Genomic DNA, 19,672 nt, shown 5'->3' with positions numbered 1-19,672 from the left:
CCCCCCACAACCCTTTTTTTTTTGGTGGTAACCCCCCTGTTTTCCGCCGCGCCTGGGGGGGGGGGCGATTCACGGTTCGCCCTTGGGCCGCGTTGGGCTCGGCACTACCGCTGTTACGGTTTTCCTGCCTGGCGCTTGCGTTGCTGACGGATGTAGGTCATTTCGTTCTCGGCGACTTTATTGCCGGGTTCCAGCGCCAATGACGCTTCGTATGCGGCCTGGGCTGCATCCAGATCGCCCAGTTCAATCAGGGCATAACCAGTTCCGCGTAGTGCAAGAGCCTCGGCGTACGCTGCTTCAGGATGGTTGCGGGTCAGTGCCAATGCCTGCTGGTAGCTGCTCAGCGCAGCGGGCCAATTCTTGCTGATGTTCAGCGCCGCACCGCGCTCGGTCAGTGCCTCGGGTTCATAAGGTGCGGTGGCATGGGCCTTGTCCAGCCACTGTATTGCCTGCGCCGCATCGCGCAGTTCCACGGCGATGTAGCCAAGTTGGATGTAGACGGTGGCACAGGCGCTGTCCAGCCAGTCGATGGGCTCGCCGTTGCCGTGCTCGCGCAGGTAAAGCTCGTACTGGCGTTGGGTGCGGAAGCTCAGCGAACGTCGTCCCGGCGCTGCACGGTAAGCGTCGCATTGGCGTGCGACGTCGAGCAGCAGGGCTTTGGCCTGGGCGTGCTCGCCTTTCAGATTCAGGGTGCTGGCCTCCTGCACGGAAGCGCGCAATTCCTTGCCCAGCGCTGGCTCACCGGGCCGCGAGTAGATCTGTGTGGTGCTGAGCCTGACCGGATCGTCAGGTTCGTCAGCAAGTGCGTTGGCACATGCCAAAGCCAAGGCAACACAAAGCAGATAACGCATACGTCCCCCGCGCAGCGATGTGGACGCCAGCGTAGCCGGAGCCGCGGCGAATCGGTAGGGGGCTCCGGTGCAGGCGCTCAGCTGCGCGGCGCCATTGCCAGGATTGCCAGCTGCTGCTGGGCTTCTTCATTGCCAGCTGCGGCAGCGGCCTGCACCTGGGCCAAGTCCGGGTGTTGCACTACCAGCAGTGGGTACTCGCATTCGGGGCAGGCGTATTCGGTCTGCTCGTCGTGCAGTTCCATTTCCATCTGCCGTGAGCTGCCTTTCCATTCGCAGGCGGGGCAGTTGTGCAGCTCTTCGCGCCAGCCGGTCTGGTAGTAGTCGTTGACGGTGATGGTCATGGGCAGGGCCTGAAACAAGGACGGGAAGTGTAGTTCGGGTGAGTGTGAGCACACCCGAGGTAATCCGCGAAGAGCTCCCGGGTGTGCTGGCGCTTACCCGGGCTACGGTTTTACCGATGCAATCAGTGCAGCAGCACCAGCGTGGCCAAGCCGAGGAACGTAAAGAAGCCCATCGAGTCGGTGACCGCGGTCAGGAAGATGCCGCTGGCCAAGGCCGGATCGAAGCCCAGCCGCTTCAGCGTCAATGGCACCAGTACACCGGCCGACGCGGCAAACAATAGATTGAAGGTCAGCGCGATCGCGATCACCAGCGACAGCCCGGGCATATGGAACCACGCCAACACGATCAGGCCGAGCACGGTGCCCAGCACGACGCCATTGAGCAGCGCCACGCGCAGTTCTTTCCACAGCAGGGTGCGGGCATTGGAGGCGCCGACCTGGCCCAGCGCCAGGCCGCGGATCATCAGCGCCAGCACCTGCGTACCTGCATTGCCGCCAAGGCCGGCGACAATCGGCATCAGCACCGCCAGCGCCACCAGCTTGTCGATGGTGCCCTCGAAATGGCCGACCACGCTGGAGGCCAGGAATGCGGTGCAGAGATTGACCGACAACCACATCAAGCGGCGGCGCATGGCGCGCCAGACCGGGCTGAACAGATCTTCGTCCTCGTCCAGGCCGGCCGCGCCCAGGGCCTGGTGATCGGCCTGGCCGCGGATGATGTCGACCACGTCATCGATGGTGATGCGGCCGATCAGGATGTTGTTGTCATCCACCACCGGTGCCGAGACCCAGTCATGATCGGAGAACTGGCGGGCCACTTCGTCGGCGCTTTCGCCCACGTCGATGGCCGGCTGTTCGTCGTCGATCAGGCGGTTGATCGGGGTGGTGTCTTCGTGGGTGACCAGCGAGGCCAGCGACAACCGGCCCAGGTACTGGTGGCGACGGCTGACCACGAACAGGTGATCGGTGTGGTCGGGCAGTTCGCCGCGCAGGCGCAGATAGCGCAGCACCACGTCGACGTTGACGTCGGCGCGCACGGTGACCACGTCCGGGTTCATCAAGCGGCCGGCAGTGTCTTCCGGATAGGACAGCACCTGCTCCAGCCGCTCGCGGTTCTCGCGGTCCATCGACTTGAGTACTTCGTCGATGACGGTATCGGGCAGGTCCTCGACCAGATCGGCAAGGTCGTCGATGTCCAGGTCTTCGACGGCGGCGATGATTTCGTCCGCGTCCATGTCCGCCAGCAGGCTTTCGCGCACGTCTTCACCGACATGCACCAGCACCTCGCCGTCGTCCTCGGGGTCGACCAGCCCCCACACCACTTCGCGCTTGCCCGGTGGCAGCGATTCCAGCAGGTTGCCGATCTCGGCCGGCGACAAGGTGTTGACCAGGCGACGCACCGGCCCCAAGCGGCCACTGTCCAATGCATCGGAAAGCAGGCGCAGCTGGCGTGCGGTCTTGTCGTGGCGTACGGCTTCGGCCATGCGCAGCTCCCGGTATGGTGATGGCCGCTGTCCGCGGCGGCTGGGCACCAACGGCGGGGTTTAGCCCGCCATTATCACGTGCGATGCGCGGGCTTGCATACAACCTTTGCGCCCGGAATCAGTTTACGGCGCTGCCTGTGATCCAGCGTTCAATACCGCGGCGGTCGCGTGCAGCCAGCAATTGCGGGGCCTGCAGGCGCAGCTCGGACAGGTTGACCTCGCGGATGGCACGCCGCACTTCCAGCAAGGTGGCCGGGTGCAGACTGAACTCGGTGAGCCCCAAAGCCAGCAGCAGGGCTGTCATGCGCGCGTCACCTGCCATTTCACCGCAGACCGCCACCGGGGTTTCATGCCGCTGCGCGGTTTCGATCACCTGGTACAGCAACCGTAGTACCGCCGGATGCAGGGGCGAGTACAGCTCGGCCACGGCGTCGTTGTTGCGGTCGGCGGCCAGCAGGTACTGGACCAGATCGTTGGTACCGATCGACAGGAAGTCGACCTGGTCGATGAAGGTTTCCAGTGCGATGGCGGCTGCCGGCACTTCGATCATCGCCCCGACCGGGATGTTCTCCGCCACCTCATGGCCGTCATTGCGCAGGATCGCGGCCAGCCGCGACAGCCGCCGCCGTACCGCCATGATTTCCTCACGGGTGGTCAGCATCGGCACCAGGATGCGCAGCGGGCCGTAGCCGGAGGCACGCAGGATTGCCCGCAGCTGGGTGTCGGAGACTTTAGGGCGGGCCAGCGACAGGCGCACGCCACGCAGGCCCAGTGCAGGGTTTTCTTCGCTGCTGAGTACCAAGCCGGTGCGGTCGGCCTTGTCCGCGCCCAGGTCCAGGGTGCGGATGGTGACCGGGCGCCCGCTCATGCCGAGCACGGTGTCGCGGTAGACGCGGAACTGTTCTTCTTCGTCGGGCAGCTGGTTGCGCTGCATGAACAGGAATTCGGTGCGGTACAGACCCAGGCCACGGGCGCCCAGCGCATGCGCCTGGGCAACGTCGTCATGCGACTCTGCATTGGCCAGCAGGGTGATTTCCGCGCCATCCAGGGTACGAGTAGGTTTGGCCCGCAAACGGCCGAGCTCGCGTTGCTCACGGGCCAGTTCGCGTTGGCGCAGGCGGTATTGGCGTAGATCGTCCGGGCCCGGATCAACCACGATTTCGCCACTGCCACCGTCGAGTATCAGTACGTCGCCATCGCTGACTTTCTGCAGCACCGCACTGGCAGCCACCACCAGCGGCATATGCAGGCTGCGGGCGAGGATGGCGCTGTGCGAGAGTACGCTGCCGGCACTGCTGACGATGCCGACTACGCCTTGTGACTGCAGCTGGGCCAGTTCCGACGGAGCAACGTTCTCGCAGACCAGGATTTCGCCGGCCAGCCCCTTCATGGTGGTGGTGCGTTTGTGCAGGAAGGACTGGATGCGGCCGATCACATGGTCCAGATCGTCCATCCGGCTTTTCAGGTAGGCATCTTCCATGCCCTCAAACACCTGCGCCAAGCGATCGCGCTGCACGCGCAGGGCATGGCTGGCGCTGTAGCGCTTGCTGCGTACCAGCTCGTCCAGGCCGGTCAGCAGTTCGGGGTCGTCCAGCAGCATGGCGTGCAGGTCGAGGAACTCACCGACCTCGGCCGGCAGTGCACCTTGCAGGCGGGTGCGCAGATCGCGCATTTCCTGGCGTGCCGCATCGGTGGCACGGTGCAGGCGTTCGAGCTCGTGTTCCACTGCAGATGCTGCAACGCGTTTTTCACCGATGTCCTGCACATGCGGCAGGCGCACGCGGGCGCGGCCCAGCGCAGTGCCACGGGAAGCCGGCAAGCCCGTCAGACCAGTCACCACTGCAGGCTCCTGGCCTTGGTAGCAGCTGCGCGTGCGGCCTGTGCCATCAGTTGTCCTCGTCGAAACGACGCTCGAACAGCGCAGCAACCGCCTCCAGTGCGGCAGCTTCGTCTTCGCCGTCCACGCGCACCGTTACCGGCGTGCCTTGGGCGGCGGCCAGCAACATCACGCCCATGATGCTTTTGGCGTTGACCTCGCGGCCCTTGGCCACGAGCGTGGCGTTGGAGCGGAAGGCGGACAGCACCTGCACCAGTTTGGCGGTGGCCCGGGCGTGCAGCCCCAGCCGGTTGGAAACCATGAGTTCTTGTTCAAGCATCGTCGGTGATGACTCCATTGCGAGCGCCCGCCGCCGCAGTGGCGGGCAGTTGGTCCAATCCCTGTTCCGGATAGTTCATTACCCGCAGCAACATCGCCAGACTCAATCCCGATATGCGCCTGGTAGGCGTGCCCAAGCGGGCCAGTTTGCCGGCAAGATTGCTCGGGCTGGCACCGTACAGATCGGTCAGTATCAACACGCCGCCTTCACCTTCCACCCGCCGCATCGCCGCAGAAGCGGCAGGTAGCAGGGCATCCAGGTCGGCGTCGAAAGGCACTTCGAACGCTTCTGTTTTCAGCGGCAATTGCCGCAGCAAGGTGGTCGTCACTTCCAACAGGGAAGTGCCGACACCGGTATGAGTAACTAGGAGAATGCCACAGGTCATCCCTGAACGTTAACAGGTCAGGGTGAGTCCGCGATAGCGCTTAAAACTGTCTTCTGTGTGCCATTCAGGGCATGCGCGGTGAACGCGCATCCGCCTTTCAATCCTGTTCGCGATGGAAGGTAGCCACGTCCTGCCAGCCCTGCTCACGGGCATGCCGGGCCAGGCGTTCTGCGAGGTAGACCGAGCGGTGTTTGCCGCCGGTGCAGCCAAAGGCCACGGTGACATAGCTGCGGGTTTCGCTGCCCAGCTTGGGCAGCCAGGTGTCGAGCAGGTCCTGCAACTGGGTGACGTAGCGCACCACCTCGGGCTGCGCGTCCAGATACTCGCGAACTTCGCGGTCGCGCCCGGTCAGTGACCGCAGTTCCGGGTCCCAGTGCGGATTGGGCAGCACCCGTGCATCGAAGACGAAGTCGGCTTCGGCCGGCACGCCACGCTTGTAAGCGAAGGACTCGAACAGCAGCGACAGTTTGCTCTCGTGGCTGAGGGCGAACTCGGTGATCACCCGGCGGCGCAGCTGGTGCACGTTGAGGCGGGTGGTATCGATGATGGCATCGGCTTCGCGACGCAGGGGCGCGGTCAGCTCGCGTTCGCGGCTGATGGCCTCCGGCAGCGACAGGCCGAGATGGCTCAGCGGATGGCGACGGCGGGTATCGGCATAGCGGGCCAGCAAGGTGTCGTCATCGGCTTCGAAGAACAGCAGGCGCACGTCGATGCCGTAGTTCAGTGCGGTCTTGCGCCATGCAGCCAACTGGCTGAGGTCGCTGCGGCCGCGTACGTCGATGCCGACCACCAGTCGCTGCGGCCGGTTTTCGTCGCGTTCGCCGAGTACGCCGCGAACGAACTCGGGTAGCAGGTTGACCGGGATGTTGTCCGAGCAGTAGTAGTCCAGATCTTCAAAGGTCTTCAGGGCCACCGATTTGCCCGAGCCGGACAGGCCGCTGACGATGATAAGCACCGATGTCGGTTGCGCACTCATGGACTACGTTGCTCCAGCAGATTGCTATGGCGGGCGATGAACATCGCTGCCGGGTCGATGCCCTTGGTGCGCAGGATGTGCAGGCGGGTGGCCGCCTCGGTCAGCACCGCCAGATTGCGCCCGGGCATCACCGGCAGGGTGATCAGCGGCACGTCCAGGTCCAGCACGTGGCGTTTGCCGGAATCGCCGGTGAGGCGCTCATAGCCATAGCTGCTGGGCTCGGTCATCGGCTTGGTCAGGTGGACGATGAGGCGAAGGTACTTGTTCTTCTTTACAGAAGTGTCACCAAACATCTGGCGGACATTCAGCACGCCCAGCCCGCGTACCTCCAGCAGGTCCTGCAACAGCTCCGGGCAGGTGCCATCGAGCACGTCCGGGGCAATCTGGGTGAATTCGGGGGCGTCGTCGGCGACCAGGCGATGGCCGCGTGACAGCAGTTCCAGTGCCAGCTCGCTCTTGCCTGAGCCCGCCTCACCGGTGATCAGCACGCCGATGGAGTAGATCTCCATGAATACGCCATGCAGGATCACCCGCGGCGCCAGCGTGCGGGCCAGGTGGTAGCTGAGGTGGTTGAGCAGTTCGTGGCCACGGCGCGGCGACACCCACAACGGGGTCTGCGATTCGTCGGCGGCTGAGCGCAGGTCTTCCGGGCAGCCATGGCTCTTGGTGATGACCAGCGCCAATGGCCGTGCCTGGATGATGCGCTCGATTACTTCCCAGCGCTGGCGGGCATCCAGCGAATCCAGCCAGGTCAGCTCCTCGGTGCCGAGGATCTGCACTTTGTTCGGGTAGATGGTGTTGAGGTAGCCGGCCAGCGAGGGCCGGCGCGAGACGGTATTGCCGGCTTCCAGCTCGCGTTGCGCACCGGCATGGCCGGCGACCCAACGCAGGTCGAGCTTCTCGCGCTGGTGGTCGAAGAGTTCCTGGGCGGTGATGCTGGTATTCATCCGCTACGCGCCTGCTGCGGGTTGATGATGATGTTCTTGAGGGTCTGCGCATCGGGGGCAATGCGCAGCGCCTGACGGATGTCGGGGTCGGAGAAGATCTCCGCCAGCTCCGACAACAGCATCAGGTGTTGGTGGGTGTAATGCGCGGGTACGGCCATCGCGAAGACCAGATCCACCGGTTCGTCGCCGCCGAAATCAACCGGTTGTTGCAGTCGGAGCAGGGCGCCGCGTGGAGCTTGCAGGGTTTCCGAGCGTCCGTGTGGGATGGCAATGCCGTGGCCAATGGCGGTGCTGCCGACGTTCTCACGTTCGCGCAGGCTTAAAAACAGGCTGTCCGCGCCGGCCTCACGGCAGGCAAGCAGGCGGGAGGCGGCAATCAGGGTGCTGTCTCGATCAGCGACCGCGAGTACCTGGGTACTCACGGCCGCCATCAGGTCGGTCAACGGCATGTTGGCTTACGGCTGGGTATAAAGATCAGCCATTGTCGCGCAGAGCATGCGATGCGTGGGGAAGATGCTTTTCCTTGTGCTTTATGACCAGTCGGTCGAGCTTGTCGGCCAAGACGTCGATGGCTGCGTACATGGTGGGTTCGGCAGCATCGGCGTGCAGGGTGCGCCCGGGTAGATTCACCGTGGCGACGACGAGGTAGTCAGGCTTGCGGGTGGACAACTGGACTCGTACTTCGCAGTGCTGGTCGAAGTGCCGACCCAGCCGCTCCAGCTTTGTTTCCACGTACTCCTTCAGGGCAGGCGTGACTTCAACTTGTTGGCCATACGTCTCGATACGCATCGGATTCCTCCTGTGGTTCGGGGTTGCCTAATGAACCCTGCGCTGCTCAACGAATGCTTCAGGCGATGCGGACGCGTTCGTGAGAGGCACAGATGTTCATGGCCTCACGATACTTCGCAACGGTGCGCCGCGCTACCGGTATGCCACTGGTTTTGAGCATTTCAGCCAGCTTGGCGTCAGAAAGTGGTTTGCGCGGGTTTTCCGCATCGATCAGGTTGCGGATCATCGACTGGATGGCGGTGCTGGAAGCCTCTCCGCCGCCTTCGGTATCAATGCCGGAGGCAAAGAAGGCGCGCAGCGGCAGGGTGCCGCGCGGGGTACGCACGTACTTGCGGGCGATGGCGCGCGAAATGGTGGATTCGTGCAGTTCCAGCTCGGCGGCGATTTCACGCAGTGTTAGCGGACGCAGTGCCTGTTCGCCAAACTCCAGGAAGCCGGCCTGGTGATGCAGCAGGCTGTTGACCACGCGCAACAGGGTTTCGCCACGGGCCTGCAGGCTCTTCAGCAGCCAGCGTGCCTCCTGCAGCTGTGCGCGCAGATAGCTGGCATCGGCGTCGCCACAGCGGCGGATCAGTTGCTCGTAGCTTTGATTGATGACCACCCGCGGACCGGCGTGGCCGGCCAGCGCGCAGCGCCAGATGCCGCGTTGGCGCCAGACCACGCAATCGGGCACGACGTAGGTGTCAGACGTCATCTGCCCCAGTTGCTTGCCCGGGCGCGGGTCGAGCGAGCGCAGCAGTTGCACGGCTTCTTCGACGTCGGCAACAGGCTGTCTGAGTTCCTGCGCGATGCCGCTGATGCCGGCGCGCGGCAACCGCTCCAATGGGCCATCGGCGATACGCCGGGCCAGGGCAAGGGCAGGGGTTTGGCAGGGCAGTACGTCAAGCTGCAGGCTCAGGCACTCGCCCAGGCTGCGTGCGCCAACCCCGGCCGGGTCAAAGCGCTGGATCTGGCGCAATACCGCCAGGATCTCATCTTCGTCGGCATGGGTTTCAGGCAGCAGTGTCTGTGCGATTGCCGACAAGGGCTCGCGCAGATAACCGTCTTCATCCAATGCGTCGATCAAGGCCACGCCGATGGCGCGATCACACGGCCCCAGATGGGTCAGGTGGAGCTGCCACAACAGGTGGTCGGCCAGGGTGTCGCCGTCTTCGGCCTGTTCGCGTTCGTCGTCTTCGTCGCCATCGAAGGAGCCGGAGCGACCACTGCTCCAGTCCTCATCGCCGCCGTCCCAATCTTCGCCATCGGCGTTGATGTCGCCTTGTGCGGGATCGATCGGCGCATCATCGTTGGCGCTGTTTGCGGGAGCGTCGTCGCCATCACCGCCTTCGGCGGTCTCGGCCCACTCCAGCAGTGGATTGGTTTCCACCGCCTCGGTCAGTTCCAGTTCGAGCTCGGTGCTGGACATCTGCAGAAGACGGATGGCCTGACGCAACTGCGGCGTCATGACCAGGTTCTGTCCCATCGATGTCTGCAGCCGAGCTTTCATGCCTGATCCGTTCGGGAAGGGGCCCGACGTGGCGCTGCGACTCAGAGGGTAAAAGCGTCCCCGAGGTAAACACGGCGCACGTCAGTATTGGCAAGCAGATCTTCCGGTGCCCCCTGCGCCAGTACGCTGCCTTCAGCGAGGATATACGCCCGGTCGCAGATTCCCAAGGTTTCGCGCACATTGTGATCGGTGATCAACACGCCGATGCCGCGTTGCTTGAGGTGGGTCACGATGCGCTGGATCTCGCCGACCGAGATCGGGTCGACGCCTGCAAACGGTTCGTCGAGCAGGATCAGGCGTGGCTTTGCGGCCAGTGCGCGGGCGATTTCGCAGCGGCGGCGCTCACCGCCGGACAGGCTGGCGCCGGTCTGGTCGGCCACATGGCTGATCTGCAGTTCGTCCAGCAGCGAGGACAGTTCGCGCTCGCGGCCGGCATTGTCCAGGTCGGTGCGCAGTTCCAGCACCAGGCGGATGTTGTCGGCCACGCTGAGCTTGCGGAACACCGATGGCTCCTGCGGCAGATAACCCACGCCCAGCTTGGCGCGCTCGTACATCGGCTCGGAGGTGATGTCCTTGCCATCGAGCACGATGCTGCCGGCATCGGCGGCGACCAGACCGACAATCATGTAGAAACAGGTGGTCTTGCCGGCACCGTTGGGGCCGAGCACGCCGACCACTTCGCCGGCATCCAGGGTCAGCCCGAAGTCCTTGACGACTTCGCGGTTCTTGTAACGCTTGCGCAGGCCTTGGGCAACGAGCATTACTTGGCCTCTCCCGCCGCTGCCGGCGCCTTGTTCTTGGGCTGGATCACGGTGCGCACGCGGGTGCCATCGCCACCGCTCTGCATCGCGCCGCTGCGGGTGTTGTAGACCATGCGCTGGCCGGCATTGGTGCCGCGCTCGGATTCAACCTTATAGTTGCCGGTCAGGATGATGACTTCGCTGTTGATGTTGTAGTCCATGTTGTCGGCACGGGCATTCATCCAGGTGTTGTCATCCATCTGCTGCTTCAGCGTGGCTTGTTTGCCGGTGAGGATAACGCGCTCGGTTTCGCCGTTCTTGCGAATCACATCAGCGGTGTCGGCGTGGATCTCCATCGAGCCCTGGGTGATGATCACGTTGCCACTGAACTGGCATTTGCCGTTGTCGCTGAAGTTGCAGTCATTGTTGTTGGAATCGATGGTCATCGGCTGGTTGCGATCCGATGCCTTGGACCACGCCAGGCCGGGTGCGAGCAGGACGGCGAGCAGCGTGATCGACGCGAGCTTAGCGGGCAGCTTTGGGTTCATAGCGGGTCTTGACCTGGGAAAGGAGTGAATACTGCTGGGATTTGAGATTGGCGCGGAAACCGACGCCGGTCTGCGACAGGCCCGGTCGGGTCAGCGTCACTTGTGCATCAGTACGCGCCAGATTCTGTTCAGCGAGCACGTCCAACGCATCAGTGCGGAAAGTGGTCGGCGGGGTCTTGCCATCCGTGGGGCTGTCACCAGCGACATTGCCGCGCAGGCGCAGCTCCTCACCCTTGGGGCTGACCCAACCGGTATCGGCGCTTAGTCGCCAGTGCTGCCCGGCTGTGTCGGGCAACAGGAACAGTGGCTTGGTTATGTTGGACGTCTGGTCGGCGCGGTTGCGCGCCATCGACGGCGCGCGCAGCGTCATCGATTCCTTGCCCTGCTTGTCCAGGGTGACGATCTCGAAGTCGGTCAGGGTGAAGTCGGTGCTGCCTTCCTCAACAGCCGTTGGCGCGGTGGTGGCGCGGTTACGCCATGCCGACCAGCCGCTGAGCAGGGCGGTCAACAGCAGGCCTATACCAAGAACTGAACGCCAACTCATCAGGAAAACCTCGCCAGGACTGCGTCCAGTTTGCCCTGCGCGGCCAGCAGGACGTCACACAGTTCGCGCGCTGCGCCACGTCCACCTTGGGCACGGGTCTGCCAATGCACGCGTTCGGCGATCCAGGGGTGTGCGTCGGCTGGCGCTACCGCAAGGCCGACCGCGCCCAGCGGCGCCAGATCGGGCAGGTCATCGCCCATGAAGGCGACCTGCTCCAGGCCGATGCCATGCTGGTCGCACAAGGCACGCACGCTGGCCAGCTTGTCGCCGACCGCGATCTGGGTGTCGATACCCAGATCGGCCCCGCGCCGCTGCGCCGACAGGCTGTTGCGGGCGGTGATCAGCACCGGATGGATGCCGTGCTGTTGCAGCAGCTTCAGGCCCAGCCCATCCTGCACGTAATACGCCTTGCTCTCGTTGCCGGCATGGTCGTAGAACAGCCGGCCATCGGTCAGGGTGCCGTCCACGTCAAAACAGGCCAGGCGGATGGTGCTGGCGGTGGCGTGCAGATTGGCGGGGAAAAGCGCTAGCGGCGAGTAAGGCATTGGCAGGCAGTATCCGTTGCGGCAGGTCGGGTGTTGGCCCGAGGTCGTTGATTGTGCGGGGTTTAGACGACTTTTGCCCGCAACAGGTCATGAATGTTCAGGGCGCCGACGGGGTGATTGTCGCCATCGACCACGATCAAGCCATTGATCTTGTGGGTTTCCAGCAGTCGCGCGGCTTCTGCGGCCAGTTGGTCGGCACCGATGGTGCGCGGGTTGCGGGTCATCACCTGGGCGATGCTGGCGGTGCGTACGTCCAGATCGGTGTCCAGCGCACGGCGCAGATCGCCGTCGGTGAACAGCCCGACCAGCCTGCCTTGGGCGTCGACGACGGCGGTCATGCCCAGCCGCTTGCGGCTCATTTCCATCAGGGCCTGGCTGAGGCTGGCGTCATCACTGACGCTGGGCAGATCGTCGCCGGCATGCATCACGTCGGTGATGTGCAGCAGCAGGCGCCGGCCCAGGCTGCCGGCCGGGTGCGAACGGGCGAAGTCGTCGGCGGTGAAACCGCGCGCATCCAGCAGGGCCACAGCCAGTGCATCCCCCATCGCCAGCGAGGCGGTGGTGCTGGAGGTCGGGGCCAAGGCCAGCGGGCAGGCTTCGTGGTCCACGTTCACGTCCAGATGCACATCGGCGGCCAGCGCCAGACTCGACTGCGGTCGGCCGGTCATGGAAATCAAGGGGTTGCCCTGACGCTTGAACACCGGCAGCAGGGTCAGTACTTCGTCCGATTCACCGGAATAGGACAGCGCCAATACCACGTCATCTTCGGTGATCATGCCCAGATCACCGTGCCCGGCTTCGCCTGGGTGCACATAGAACGAGGGCGTGCCGGTCGAGGCCAGGGTGGCAGCGATCTTGCGCGCGATATGCCCGGATTTGCCCATGCCGGTGGTGACCACGCGGCCGCGCGAAGCCAGCACCAGCCGGCAGGCGGCGGCGAATTCCGCGCCGATGCGACCGCCTACCCGGTCCAGTTCGTCGCGTTCGATCTTGAACACGCGGTGACCACTGGCCACCAGATCGGTGTCGCGCAATGTATCCAGGGAAAGCGGGGAAGCAGCCATACGGATGCCACTCGGAGAGTAGAATGGGGGTTCATTTTATTAGGAAAGCGCTTTGGACGCCGAGACCATCCGAAATCTGATCGAAGCCGGCCTGCCGGGTGCCCGCGCCGACGTGCAGGGCGACGACGGAGTGCACTTCGAGGCCACGGTGGTCTGTGAGGCATTTGCCGGCAAGATGCCGTTGGCGCGCCACCGCATGGTGTATGCGACGCTGGGCGATCTGATGGGCGGTGCGATCCATGCGCTGGCGCTGAAAACCATTACTCCGGGTGAAGCCGGCTGAGCCGGCGTACTCTCTTCTCCTTACATCGGCCTCAAATCCATGGCAAAAATCGTAGTCACCGGCGGCAATGCGCTGAACGGTGAGGTTCATATCTCCGGCGCCAAGAACGCCGTCCTGCCGATCCTGTGCGCCACCTTGCTGGCCGATGCGCCGGTGGAAATCACCAACGTGCCGCATCTGCACGACGTGATCACCACCGTGAAGCTGCTCGGTGAGCTCGGTGCCAAGGTCACCATCGACCAGGGCACGCTGTCGCGCGGCAGCGCGGTGGTGGTGGATCCGCGCACCGTCAATCAACACGTGGCACCGTATGAGCTGGTCAAGACCATGCGCGCCTCGATCCTGGTGCTGGGTCCGTTGCTGGCCAAGTTCGGCAAGGCCGAAGTGTCGCTGCCGGGCGGTTGCGCCATCGGCTCGCGCCCGGTTGACCAGCACATCAAGGGTCTGCAGGCGCTGGGCGCGGAAATCACCGTCGAGAACGGCTTCATCAAGGCCCACGTCGACGGGCGCCTGAAGGGCGGTCGCTATACCTTCGACATGGTCAGCGTCACCGGCACCGAGAACGTGCTGATGGCCGCTGTGCTGGCTGATGGCACCACGGTGCTGGAAAACGCCGCGATGGAGCCGGAAGTGGCCGATCTGGCGCATTGCCTGATTGCCCTGGGCGCGAAGATTGAAGGCATCGGCACCGCGCGCCTGGTTGTGGAAGGCGTCGAGCGCCTGCACGGGGGCCGCCACGCAGTGTTGCCCGATCGCATCGAGACCGGCACCTTCCTGGTCGCCGCGGCAATGAGCGGTGGTCGCGTCACGGTGCGCAATGCGCGGCCGGACACGATGGACGCGGTGTTGCACAAGCTGACCGAGGCCGGTGCTGAGATCAGCACCACTGAAGACAGCATCACCCTGGACATGCACGGCAAGCGGCCCAAGTCGGTGAACATCACCACCGCGCCGCATCCGGCTTTCCCGACCGACATGCAGGCGCAATTCATGGCCATGAACTGCGTGGCCGATGGCGTTGGTGTGATCACCGAGACCATCTTTGAGAACCGCTTCATGCACGTCAACGAGCTGCTGCGCCTGGGCGCCGATATCCAGATCGAAGGGCATACCGCGATCGTGCGTGGCGTGGCCAAGCTCAGCGGTGCGCCGGTGATGGCGACCGATCTGCGTGCCTCAGCCTGCCTGATCCTGGCCGGTCTGGTGGCTGCTGATGAGACCAGCATCGACCGCATCTACCACCTGGATCGTGGCTACGAGAACATCGAGGAAAAGCTCAGCGGGCTCGGTGCCAACGTGCGGCGGATCGCATGATCCTCAAAGGCCGTTTCAGCCCACGTCGGCGCGCTCTGTTGGGCCTGGTGCTGCTGGCCCTGGCCTGGTTGGGCTGGGGCTGGTACAGCGGCGTGGCCATCACCCAGGGTGTTGAAAAGGAACAGATGGACTGGAATGGCGATGGCCAGGTCAGTAGCGACGAGTTCCTGCAGGCGTTTTATGCGGTGCGGGTGAAGGACAGCGAAGAGGGCGACCGCCAGTGCCGTAGTTTCATCTGGCGCAGCAGCGGTGAAGAATTCCGCCGCGATTGCCGCACCGTGTTCAAGAAGGCCACCGCTGAGTAGCACACCTGCGCCGCAGCAACGCGGCGTCGATCGCTACCGATGTTTAGCCCGGGCGAGCGTAGCTGGCCCGGGTTGAAGTGGATCAGGCAGGGCGCAATTCCCGCTAGATCCCTGTTGTTGCCTGGCGTAGTTGTTGCTCAGGTCCCGGGTTCGCCGCCGCTTGCCCGGGCTACGCTTGAGCGCGGTTTTGCGCTGTGCTCAGCGCGTCCAGGAGTTCATCTGCAGGCTGATCGTGGTGGCGCCGTTCTCGCGCTGGACGATGCGTACCGGTGCCGGGATACCGGCCACGATCCAGGCAATGGTCTGTTTTTCGGCACCGCCCTGGGCAACCTTGGTGGCGTCGTAGTTGCGGCCGGCGATGGTGACCTGCTCGCGGCCGATCACCCGGTAGTTCATCGGTCGCGCGCGCCCGTTCTCGACCATGCGATAGGACAGGGGGCGCCCGGCAGGTACGTCGCGTGCCAGTGCCAGGTTGATCAGCAGTGCGTCCATGTCGCCATTCTGCAGGGCTACCGGCCCGGCGCGGGTAGGCTTGACGTCGCCGCTCCAGCGCGCCTGGCCGGCTGCCCAGTTGTAGCTGGTAATGACGCCGCGCTGGACCGCGGCATAGCTGGTCCGGTCGCTGCCGCCCAGTGGTCGGTACTGCGTTCCCATGTCCTGGAATACGGTGGCTTGGCTCAGTTTTGCGACCATGTGATCCAAGGTCAGCAGGTACATCCAGGAGCCATTGCGGGCCGGGGTGAGGGTCATCCGCGCGGTTGCGGTGAGGCCCTTGTAGCTGGCGGTGTAGCGGCCATCGAAACGTTGTACGGCGGCATCGGCAGTTGGCGCCAGGGACACAAGCAGGGCAGCTGCAAGCGGGAGCAGGGCGGATTTATGAGTAAGAGTCACGGCGGCTCATCCATGAAAACGCCCGGCATCAGGCCGGGCGCGTCGGGGTGGGGGGGAGGGTCAGTTGATCGAACGGATGGTCAGGTCCAGTGCGTCCTGGCCATTCTCGCGCTGCAGCAGGCGTGCCGGTACCGGCATGCCGGGGACGATCCAGGCGATCTGTTCCTTGTTGCCATCCACGCGTGACACCTTGGTGGCTTCCTGCTGCTTGCCGCCGATGGTCAGGTTCTCCTTGCCTATCACCCGGTAGGTCATGGGCTTGATGCGGCCATCGTCGACCATGCGGTAGGTCAGGGGTTTGCCGGCGGCGACATCGCGGGCAATGGCCAGATTGATCAGCAATGCATCCATGTCGCCGCTTTGCAGGCGGATCGGGCCGCTGCGTTCGGGCTTCACATCGCCAGTCCAGGTGGCTTGGCCGCTGTTCCAGTCATAGCGCGCATCCACCTGCTTGCGCTTGATCAGCACCACCGAGCGGTCATGGCTGCTGAGCGGGCGCAGTTTGCCACCCTGTTCGTCGAACACGGTGGCCTGGCTCAGTTCCGCCATCGGGTTCTTGATCTGCAGGCTGTAGCGCCATTGGTTGGTGCCGGCAGGAGTTACCGACATCACGCCATTGGCCTGCATGCCCATGTAGCTGGCCTGGTAATTGGCGGTGAATGGCTCGAATGCCAACGCAGGCAGGCTGGCCGCGGCCAGTGCGGCGGCAGCGAGGTAACGCAGGGGGCGGTGGGAAAGCTTCATGCTCAGGCTCCTTGGTATTCGATCAGGCGCAGGTCGATCTCGTCCTGCCCATCTTTGCGTTGCAGGATGCGCACCGGGGTGGGTACGCCGTTGGCGATCCAGAGGATGGTTTCATCGTTGCCGCCGTTGGTGCGGTACACCCGTAAGGCGTCATAGCTGAGATCACCTACCTGCACGTTTTCGGTGGTGTCGGCGGCACGGTACTCGTACTGGCGCACCCGGCCGACATCGACGTAGCGGTATTGCAGTGCCTGTCCCGGTCGTGCATCGCGCATCAGCGACAGGTTGAGCACCAAGGCGCTCTGGTCGCCACGCTGTAGTGGAATGGGTCGCTGCCGTTCTTCTTTCAGGTCACCGTGCCACTGCGCGGTACCGGCCTGCCAGTTGTAGACGCCGGTGACCTTCTTGCTCATGAACAGGGCCTTCTTGACCGTGCTCTGGCTCAACGGCGTGTAGACGCTGCCTTCGTTGTTGAACACGTTGCTCTGTTCAATGTTCAGCCCGAGCACGCTGGCAAAACCGCGTTTGCCGCGCACCGTCATGTCCACCCGCCATTGGCTGTCGCTGTTATGGACCACGCGCATGGTGGCGTCGCCGGCTTCCTTGCCCTTGTACAGGGCCTGGTAGGTGGCGACGAAAGGTTCCAGTGCCGGCGGAGTCCACTCCAGCGCCGGCGGCGCCAGCGTAACCGGTGCCTGTTCCGAAGTGGCCGTAGCGGTAGGCGTTTCCTGGGCGTGGCTGGCCGCTGATACCAGCAGAGCGGTCAAAACCATTGGTTTGAAAAGCGCTATGGCCATGTGAGGACGAGGGCAGAAGAGGGAGGGGATCTTGCCAAACCACACATCAGCAGCCTGTGTGGGTCAGCGGCGGAGGGTTCCGGCGGAATCTAGGCGCAAAGGGCTAAACAGGGACTGACCGTCGTAGTGGACCACGCCGTCGCGTTCAGCAAGCCGGCCGGCGACCAGCAACTGTACGCTTGCCAGCAGCAGCGGATGTTCGACCGCCAGCACCCGTTTGGCCAGTGTTTCAGCACTGTCACCGGCCAGTACCGGGATACGCGCCTGGGCGATCACTGCGCCTGCATCCAGTTCAGGTACGACAAAGTGCACGCTGGCACCGTGCTCGGCATCGCCGGCCTCGATGGCGCGTGCATGCGTGTGCAGGCCCTTGTGCAAGGGCAGCAGCGAGGGGTGGATGTTCACCAGGCGGCCACTGAAGCGCTGCACGAAGGCGGCACCGAGGATGCGCATATAGCCAGCGCAGATGATCCAGTCCGGCTGGCTTGCGGCCACCGCGTCGGCCAGTGCGCTGTCAAACGCTTCGCGTTCGGCGAAGTCCCTGGGGGAGCGCGCCCAGCGTTGTACGGGTGCCACTTTTTCCAGTGCGGCGGCGGCCGGCTTGTCGGAGAACACACCCACAAGCTGTGCATCCAGCTGACCTGCCGCGATGGCGTCCTGCAGGCATTGCAGGTTGCTGCCACGGCCGGAGGCAAGCACGGCGAGACGGAGCAGGGGGCTCATGCGCGCGATTTCCGCAGCAGCGGCCACAACGCCATGCTGCCAAGGGTGGCCAGCAACATGTCGGCATGCGCATCCCAGATGTCGCCTTGCTGGCCGTTGTAAGCCTCGGCGGCTTCCGGTGACAGTGCCAGGGCGATGCCCCATTCCAGCCATTCGTAGGCCAGGCTGGTGCACATGATGGTCATCACCGCGAGCGTGAAGGCCTGCCCCAGGCGCAGCGCTGGCCAGCCGTGGCGGGCTAGTTGGGTCAGTGCCGGGGTGAAGCAGATGCCGTACAGCAGGTGGATCAGCCGGTCGAAATGATTGCGCTCCCAACCGAAGGCGGCGTTCGGCGACCAGCCAAACAGGGCCTGCGCCCATTGGTCATAGGGAATGTTGGAGTACAGCCAGCGGGCGCCAATGCTGTGCAGGATGATGAAGCCACAGATCGCTGCGAAGGCGCCGCTGCCCAGCGGCCAGCGGCGGTCCACCCACCACAGCGCCAGCAGGCCGAGCACGGTCAGCGAGCTGTGCAGGGCCTGTTCCACAGGCCATAGCGGTTTGATCCAGGTAAGCGCGAATACAGCAAGCGCGCCGATGAAGGCGGCCTTCTTGGCGGCTTTCATGTAGGTGTTGGCTCAGCCGATGTGGACGCGTTCAGCGCCGTTTTCGGCCACCACTTCACCAATCTGCCAATGCGCCAGTTCCAACGAGTCCAGCGTGGCATTGATGGCAGCGACCTGGTCGGCCGGCACCAGCAGCACGAAACCGATGCCGCAGTTGAAGGTGCGCCACATCTCGCTGTCGGCCACATTGCCTTCGCGCTGCAGCCACTGGAACACCGGCGGCAGCGGCCAGCTGCTGGCGTCGATGGTGAGGCCCAGGCCTTCCGGCACCACGCGGATGATGTTCTCGGTCAGGCCGCCGCCGGTGACGTGGGCCATGCCGTGCACGGCTGCGCCGTGGGTCTTGAGCAGCGACAGGATCGGCTTGACGTACAGGCGGGTCGGCGCCATCAGTGCATCGACCAGCTTCACGCCGTTCTCCAGCACCAGATCGGCCGGGCTGCCGGCACGTTCGTAGATGCGGCGGACCAGCGAGTAGCCGTTGGAGTGCGGGCCGGAGGAGGCAATGCCGATCAGGACGTCGCCGAGGGCAACGGCCGAGCCGTCCTTCAGTTCGCTCTTTTCGACGCCGGCGACGGTGAAGCCGGCCAGGTCGTACTCGCCCGGGGCGTACATGTCGGGCATTTCAGCGGTTTCGCCGCCGATCAGCGCGCAGCCGGCCTCGGTGCAGCCATTGGCGATGCCGCCGACCACGGCCGCGGCGGTGTCGATGTCGAGCTTGCCGGTGGCGAAATAATCCAGGAAGAACAAGGGCTCAGCTCCCTGCACCAGCACGTCGTTGACGCACATGGCGACCAGATCGATGCCGATGGTGTCGTGGCGGCCGAGCTGTTGTGCCAGCTTCAGCTTGGTGCCGACGCCGTCGGTACCGGACACCAGTACCGGCTCGCGGTACTTGTTGGAAAGGTCGAACAGGGCGCCAAAGCCACCCAGTCCGCCCATCACCTCCGGGCGGAAGCTGCGCTTTACCAGCGGCTTGATACGCTCGACCAGTTCGTTGCCCGCGTCGATGTCGACACCGGCGTCACGGTAGGTCAGGGGGGAGTTGGCAGAGGTCGAGGGGCTGGTCACTGGCGGCTGCACTGGCGGGGTGAACGGTCGATTTTAACAGGCCACGTTGGCGTGAAGGCCCCATTCGGGCAACAATTCCC

The 19,672-nt window shown here is 64.3% G+C and carries 25 protein-coding genes; 3 read left to right on the top strand and 22 right to left on the bottom strand.

Features of this window, described 5'->3' with window-relative positions:
- Positions 1–113: 113 nt before the first annotated feature.
- The 16 genes from ACVOMF_RS11040 to ACVOMF_RS10965 form a co-directional block, all read right to left on the bottom strand.
- Entirely contained in the window at positions 114–851 is a 738-nt protein-coding gene (locus ACVOMF_RS11040) for a hypothetical protein (RefSeq protein WP_481509324.1), read from the bottom strand.
- A 77-nt stretch (positions 852–928) separates the two neighbouring features.
- On the bottom strand, positions 929–1,192 hold the full coding sequence (locus ACVOMF_RS11035) for a hypothetical protein (protein ID WP_303749140.1): 264 nt from the start codon (positions 1,190–1,192) through the stop codon (positions 929–931).
- A 122-nt stretch (positions 1,193–1,314) separates the two neighbouring features.
- Complete coding sequence (gene mgtE / locus ACVOMF_RS11030; protein ID WP_282267877.1) at positions 1,315–2,676, bottom strand: magnesium transporter; 1,362 nt, start codon at positions 2,674–2,676, stop codon at positions 1,315–1,317.
- A gap of 118 nt (positions 2,677–2,794) precedes the next feature.
- Positions 2,795–4,516 (bottom strand): phosphoenolpyruvate--protein phosphotransferase, encoded by a 1,722-nt coding sequence (gene ptsP / locus ACVOMF_RS11025; protein ID WP_481509323.1) that lies wholly within the window; start codon positions 4,514–4,516, stop codon positions 2,795–2,797.
- Between the two features lie 46 nt (positions 4,517–4,562).
- Positions 4,563–4,832, bottom strand: coding sequence for an HPr family phosphocarrier protein (locus ACVOMF_RS11020; protein ID WP_303749143.1), 270 nt, complete (start codon positions 4,830–4,832; stop codon positions 4,563–4,565).
- Positions 4,825–5,217 (bottom strand): PTS sugar transporter subunit IIA, encoded by a 393-nt coding sequence (locus ACVOMF_RS11015; RefSeq protein WP_481509322.1) that lies wholly within the window; start codon positions 5,215–5,217, stop codon positions 4,825–4,827. The genes ACVOMF_RS11020 and ACVOMF_RS11015 overlap by 8 nt, the downstream gene beginning before the upstream one ends.
- A 97-nt stretch (positions 5,218–5,314) precedes the next feature.
- On the bottom strand, positions 5,315–6,193 hold the full coding sequence (gene rapZ / locus ACVOMF_RS11010; RefSeq protein WP_481509321.1) for an RNase adapter RapZ: 879 nt from the start codon (positions 6,191–6,193) through the stop codon (positions 5,315–5,317).
- Positions 6,190–7,140, bottom strand: coding sequence for an HPr(Ser) kinase/phosphatase (gene hprK / locus ACVOMF_RS11005; protein ID WP_481509320.1), 951 nt, complete (start codon positions 7,138–7,140; stop codon positions 6,190–6,192). The genes rapZ and hprK overlap by 4 nt, the downstream gene beginning before the upstream one ends.
- Entirely contained in the window at positions 7,137–7,589 is a 453-nt protein-coding gene (locus tag ACVOMF_RS11000; protein WP_481509319.1) for a PTS sugar transporter subunit IIA, read from the bottom strand. The genes hprK and ACVOMF_RS11000 overlap by 4 nt, the downstream gene beginning before the upstream one ends.
- A gap of 25 nt (positions 7,590–7,614) precedes the next feature.
- A complete protein-coding gene (gene hpf / locus ACVOMF_RS10995; RefSeq protein ID WP_282267862.1) occupies positions 7,615–7,929 on the bottom strand; it encodes a ribosome hibernation-promoting factor, HPF/YfiA family in 315 nt (104 codons plus the stop codon).
- A gap of 58 nt (positions 7,930–7,987) precedes the next feature.
- Entirely contained in the window at positions 7,988–9,418 is a 1,431-nt protein-coding gene (locus ACVOMF_RS10990) for an RNA polymerase factor sigma-54 (protein WP_481509318.1), read from the bottom strand.
- Positions 9,419–9,459: 41 nt separating this feature from the next.
- Positions 9,460–10,179: an LPS export ABC transporter ATP-binding protein gene (gene lptB, locus ACVOMF_RS10985; protein WP_481509317.1), complete on the bottom strand. Its 720-nt coding sequence runs from the start codon at positions 10,177–10,179 to the stop codon at positions 9,460–9,462.
- Positions 10,179–10,706: a lipopolysaccharide transport periplasmic protein LptA gene (lptA, locus tag ACVOMF_RS10980; protein WP_481509316.1), complete on the bottom strand. Its 528-nt coding sequence runs from the start codon at positions 10,704–10,706 to the stop codon at positions 10,179–10,181. The genes lptB and lptA overlap by 1 nt, the downstream gene beginning before the upstream one ends.
- Positions 10,684–11,250 (bottom strand): LPS export ABC transporter periplasmic protein LptC, encoded by a 567-nt coding sequence (lptC, locus tag ACVOMF_RS10975; protein ID WP_481509315.1) that lies wholly within the window; start codon positions 11,248–11,250, stop codon positions 10,684–10,686. The genes lptA and lptC overlap by 23 nt, the downstream gene beginning before the upstream one ends.
- The gene (locus ACVOMF_RS10970; protein WP_481509314.1) at positions 11,250–11,795 is read right to left on the bottom strand and encodes a KdsC family phosphatase; all 546 of its coding nucleotides are present in this window, start codon (positions 11,793–11,795) and stop codon (positions 11,250–11,252) included. The genes lptC and ACVOMF_RS10970 overlap by 1 nt, the downstream gene beginning before the upstream one ends.
- Positions 11,796–11,857: 62 nt before the next feature.
- Positions 11,858–12,859 carry a KpsF/GutQ family sugar-phosphate isomerase gene (locus ACVOMF_RS10965; RefSeq protein WP_481509313.1) on the bottom strand — a complete coding sequence of 334 codons (1,002 nt, stop codon included), beginning with the start codon at positions 12,857–12,859 and terminating at the stop codon, positions 11,858–11,860.
- A 52-nt stretch (positions 12,860–12,911) separates the two neighbouring features.
- Between ACVOMF_RS10965 and ACVOMF_RS10960 the strand changes: the two genes are divergently transcribed.
- The 3 genes from ACVOMF_RS10960 to ACVOMF_RS10950 are packed head-to-tail and all read left to right on the top strand — an operon-like array spanning position 12,912 to position 14,761.
- Positions 12,912–13,142, top strand: a complete 231-nt coding sequence (locus tag ACVOMF_RS10960; RefSeq protein WP_296251001.1) for a BolA family protein — start codon at positions 12,912–12,914, stop codon at positions 13,140–13,142.
- 39 nt (positions 13,143–13,181) lie between these two features.
- Positions 13,182–14,456 (top strand): UDP-N-acetylglucosamine 1-carboxyvinyltransferase, encoded by a 1,275-nt coding sequence (murA, locus tag ACVOMF_RS10955; protein WP_481509312.1) that lies wholly within the window; start codon positions 13,182–13,184, stop codon positions 14,454–14,456.
- Positions 14,453–14,761, top strand: a complete 309-nt coding sequence (locus ACVOMF_RS10950) for an EF-hand domain-containing protein (RefSeq protein WP_481509311.1) — start codon at positions 14,453–14,455, stop codon at positions 14,759–14,761. Before murA ends, ACVOMF_RS10950 begins: the two co-directional genes overlap by 4 nt.
- A 198-nt stretch (positions 14,762–14,959) precedes the next feature.
- On the opposite strand, the gene ACVOMF_RS10945 is transcribed toward ACVOMF_RS10950, so the two are convergent.
- From ACVOMF_RS10945 to purM, 6 genes are all read right to left on the bottom strand, one after another.
- Positions 14,960–15,601, bottom strand: a complete 642-nt coding sequence (locus ACVOMF_RS10945) for a DUF3108 domain-containing protein (RefSeq protein WP_481509310.1) — start codon at positions 15,599–15,601, stop codon at positions 14,960–14,962.
- A 111-nt stretch (positions 15,602–15,712) separates the two neighbouring features.
- Complete coding sequence (locus ACVOMF_RS10940; RefSeq protein WP_481509309.1) at positions 15,713–16,396, bottom strand: DUF3108 domain-containing protein; 684 nt, start codon at positions 16,394–16,396, stop codon at positions 15,713–15,715.
- A gap of 2 nt (positions 16,397–16,398) precedes the next feature.
- The gene (locus ACVOMF_RS10935; RefSeq protein ID WP_481509308.1) at positions 16,399–17,193 is read right to left on the bottom strand and encodes a DUF3108 domain-containing protein; all 795 of its coding nucleotides are present in this window, start codon (positions 17,191–17,193) and stop codon (positions 16,399–16,401) included.
- 63 nt (positions 17,194–17,256) lie between these two features.
- Positions 17,257–17,916: a phosphoribosylglycinamide formyltransferase gene (gene purN / locus ACVOMF_RS10930; protein ID WP_481509307.1), complete on the bottom strand. Its 660-nt coding sequence runs from the start codon at positions 17,914–17,916 to the stop codon at positions 17,257–17,259.
- Entirely contained in the window at positions 17,913–18,521 is a 609-nt protein-coding gene (locus tag ACVOMF_RS10925; RefSeq protein ID WP_481509306.1) for a DUF2238 domain-containing protein, read from the bottom strand. Before ACVOMF_RS10925 ends, purN begins: the two co-directional genes overlap by 4 nt.
- A 12-nt stretch (positions 18,522–18,533) precedes the next feature.
- Positions 18,534–19,592, bottom strand: a complete 1,059-nt coding sequence (gene purM, locus ACVOMF_RS10920; protein ID WP_343229782.1) for a phosphoribosylformylglycinamidine cyclo-ligase — start codon at positions 19,590–19,592, stop codon at positions 18,534–18,536.
- Positions 19,593–19,672 lie beyond the last annotated feature (80 nt).

This window comes from Stenotrophomonas sp. STEN022 (genome assembly GCF_056760155.1).
The sequence above is the reverse complement of the archived record's forward strand: the minus strand, read 5'-3'. Positions and strand labels throughout refer to the sequence as shown.

Excerpts from the sequence above, each read along its gene's own strand:
- ACVOMF_RS11040 (WP_481509324.1), bottom strand. The coding sequence starts at position 851 with ATGCGTTATCTGCTTTGTGTTGCCTTGGCTTTGGCATGTGCCAACGCA.
- ACVOMF_RS11035 (WP_303749140.1), bottom strand. The coding sequence starts at position 1,192 with ATGACCATCACCGTCAACGACTACTACCAGACCGGCTGGCGCGAAGAG.
- mgtE (WP_282267877.1), bottom strand. The coding sequence starts at position 2,676 with ATGGCCGAAGCCGTACGCCACGACAAGACCGCACGCCAGCTGCGCCTG.
- ACVOMF_RS11020 (WP_303749143.1), bottom strand. The coding sequence starts at position 4,832 with ATGCTTGAACAAGAACTCATGGTTTCCAACCGGCTGGGGCTGCACGCC.
- ACVOMF_RS11015 (WP_481509322.1), bottom strand. The coding sequence starts at position 5,217 with ATGACCTGTGGCATTCTCCTAGTTACTCATACCGGTGTCGGCACTTCC.
- rapZ (WP_481509321.1), bottom strand. The coding sequence starts at position 6,193 with ATGAGTGCGCAACCGACATCGGTGCTTATCATCGTCAGCGGCCTGTCC.
- hprK (WP_481509320.1), bottom strand. The coding sequence starts at position 7,140 with ATGAATACCAGCATCACCGCCCAGGAACTCTTCGACCACCAGCGCGAG.
- ACVOMF_RS11000 (WP_481509319.1), bottom strand. The coding sequence starts at position 7,589 with ATGCCGTTGACCGACCTGATGGCGGCCGTGAGTACCCAGGTACTCGCG.
- hpf (WP_282267862.1), bottom strand. The coding sequence starts at position 7,929 with ATGCGTATCGAGACGTATGGCCAACAAGTTGAAGTCACGCCTGCCCTG.
- ACVOMF_RS10990 (WP_481509318.1), bottom strand. The coding sequence starts at position 9,418 with ATGAAAGCTCGGCTGCAGACATCGATGGGACAGAACCTGGTCATGACG.
- lptB (WP_481509317.1), bottom strand. The coding sequence starts at position 10,179 with ATGCTCGTTGCCCAAGGCCTGCGCAAGCGTTACAAGAACCGCGAAGTC.
- lptA (WP_481509316.1), bottom strand. The coding sequence starts at position 10,706 with ATGAACCCAAAGCTGCCCGCTAAGCTCGCGTCGATCACGCTGCTCGCC.
- lptC (WP_481509315.1), bottom strand. The coding sequence starts at position 11,250 with ATGAGTTGGCGTTCAGTTCTTGGTATAGGCCTGCTGTTGACCGCCCTG.
- ACVOMF_RS10970 (WP_481509314.1), bottom strand. The coding sequence starts at position 11,795 with ATGCCTTACTCGCCGCTAGCGCTTTTCCCCGCCAATCTGCACGCCACC.
- ACVOMF_RS10965 (WP_481509313.1), bottom strand. The coding sequence starts at position 12,859 with ATGGCTGCTTCCCCGCTTTCCCTGGATACATTGCGCGACACCGATCTG.
- murA (WP_481509312.1), top strand. The coding sequence starts at position 13,182 with ATGGCAAAAATCGTAGTCACCGGCGGCAATGCGCTGAACGGTGAGGTT.
- ACVOMF_RS10950 (WP_481509311.1), top strand. The coding sequence starts at position 14,453 with ATGATCCTCAAAGGCCGTTTCAGCCCACGTCGGCGCGCTCTGTTGGGC.
- ACVOMF_RS10940 (WP_481509309.1), bottom strand. The coding sequence starts at position 16,396 with ATGAAGCTTTCCCACCGCCCCCTGCGTTACCTCGCTGCCGCCGCACTG.
- ACVOMF_RS10935 (WP_481509308.1), bottom strand. The coding sequence starts at position 17,193 with ATGGCCATAGCGCTTTTCAAACCAATGGTTTTGACCGCTCTGCTGGTA.
- purN (WP_481509307.1), bottom strand. The coding sequence starts at position 17,916 with ATGAGCCCCCTGCTCCGTCTCGCCGTGCTTGCCTCCGGCCGTGGCAGC.
- ACVOMF_RS10925 (WP_481509306.1), bottom strand. The coding sequence starts at position 18,521 with ATGAAAGCCGCCAAGAAGGCCGCCTTCATCGGCGCGCTTGCTGTATTC.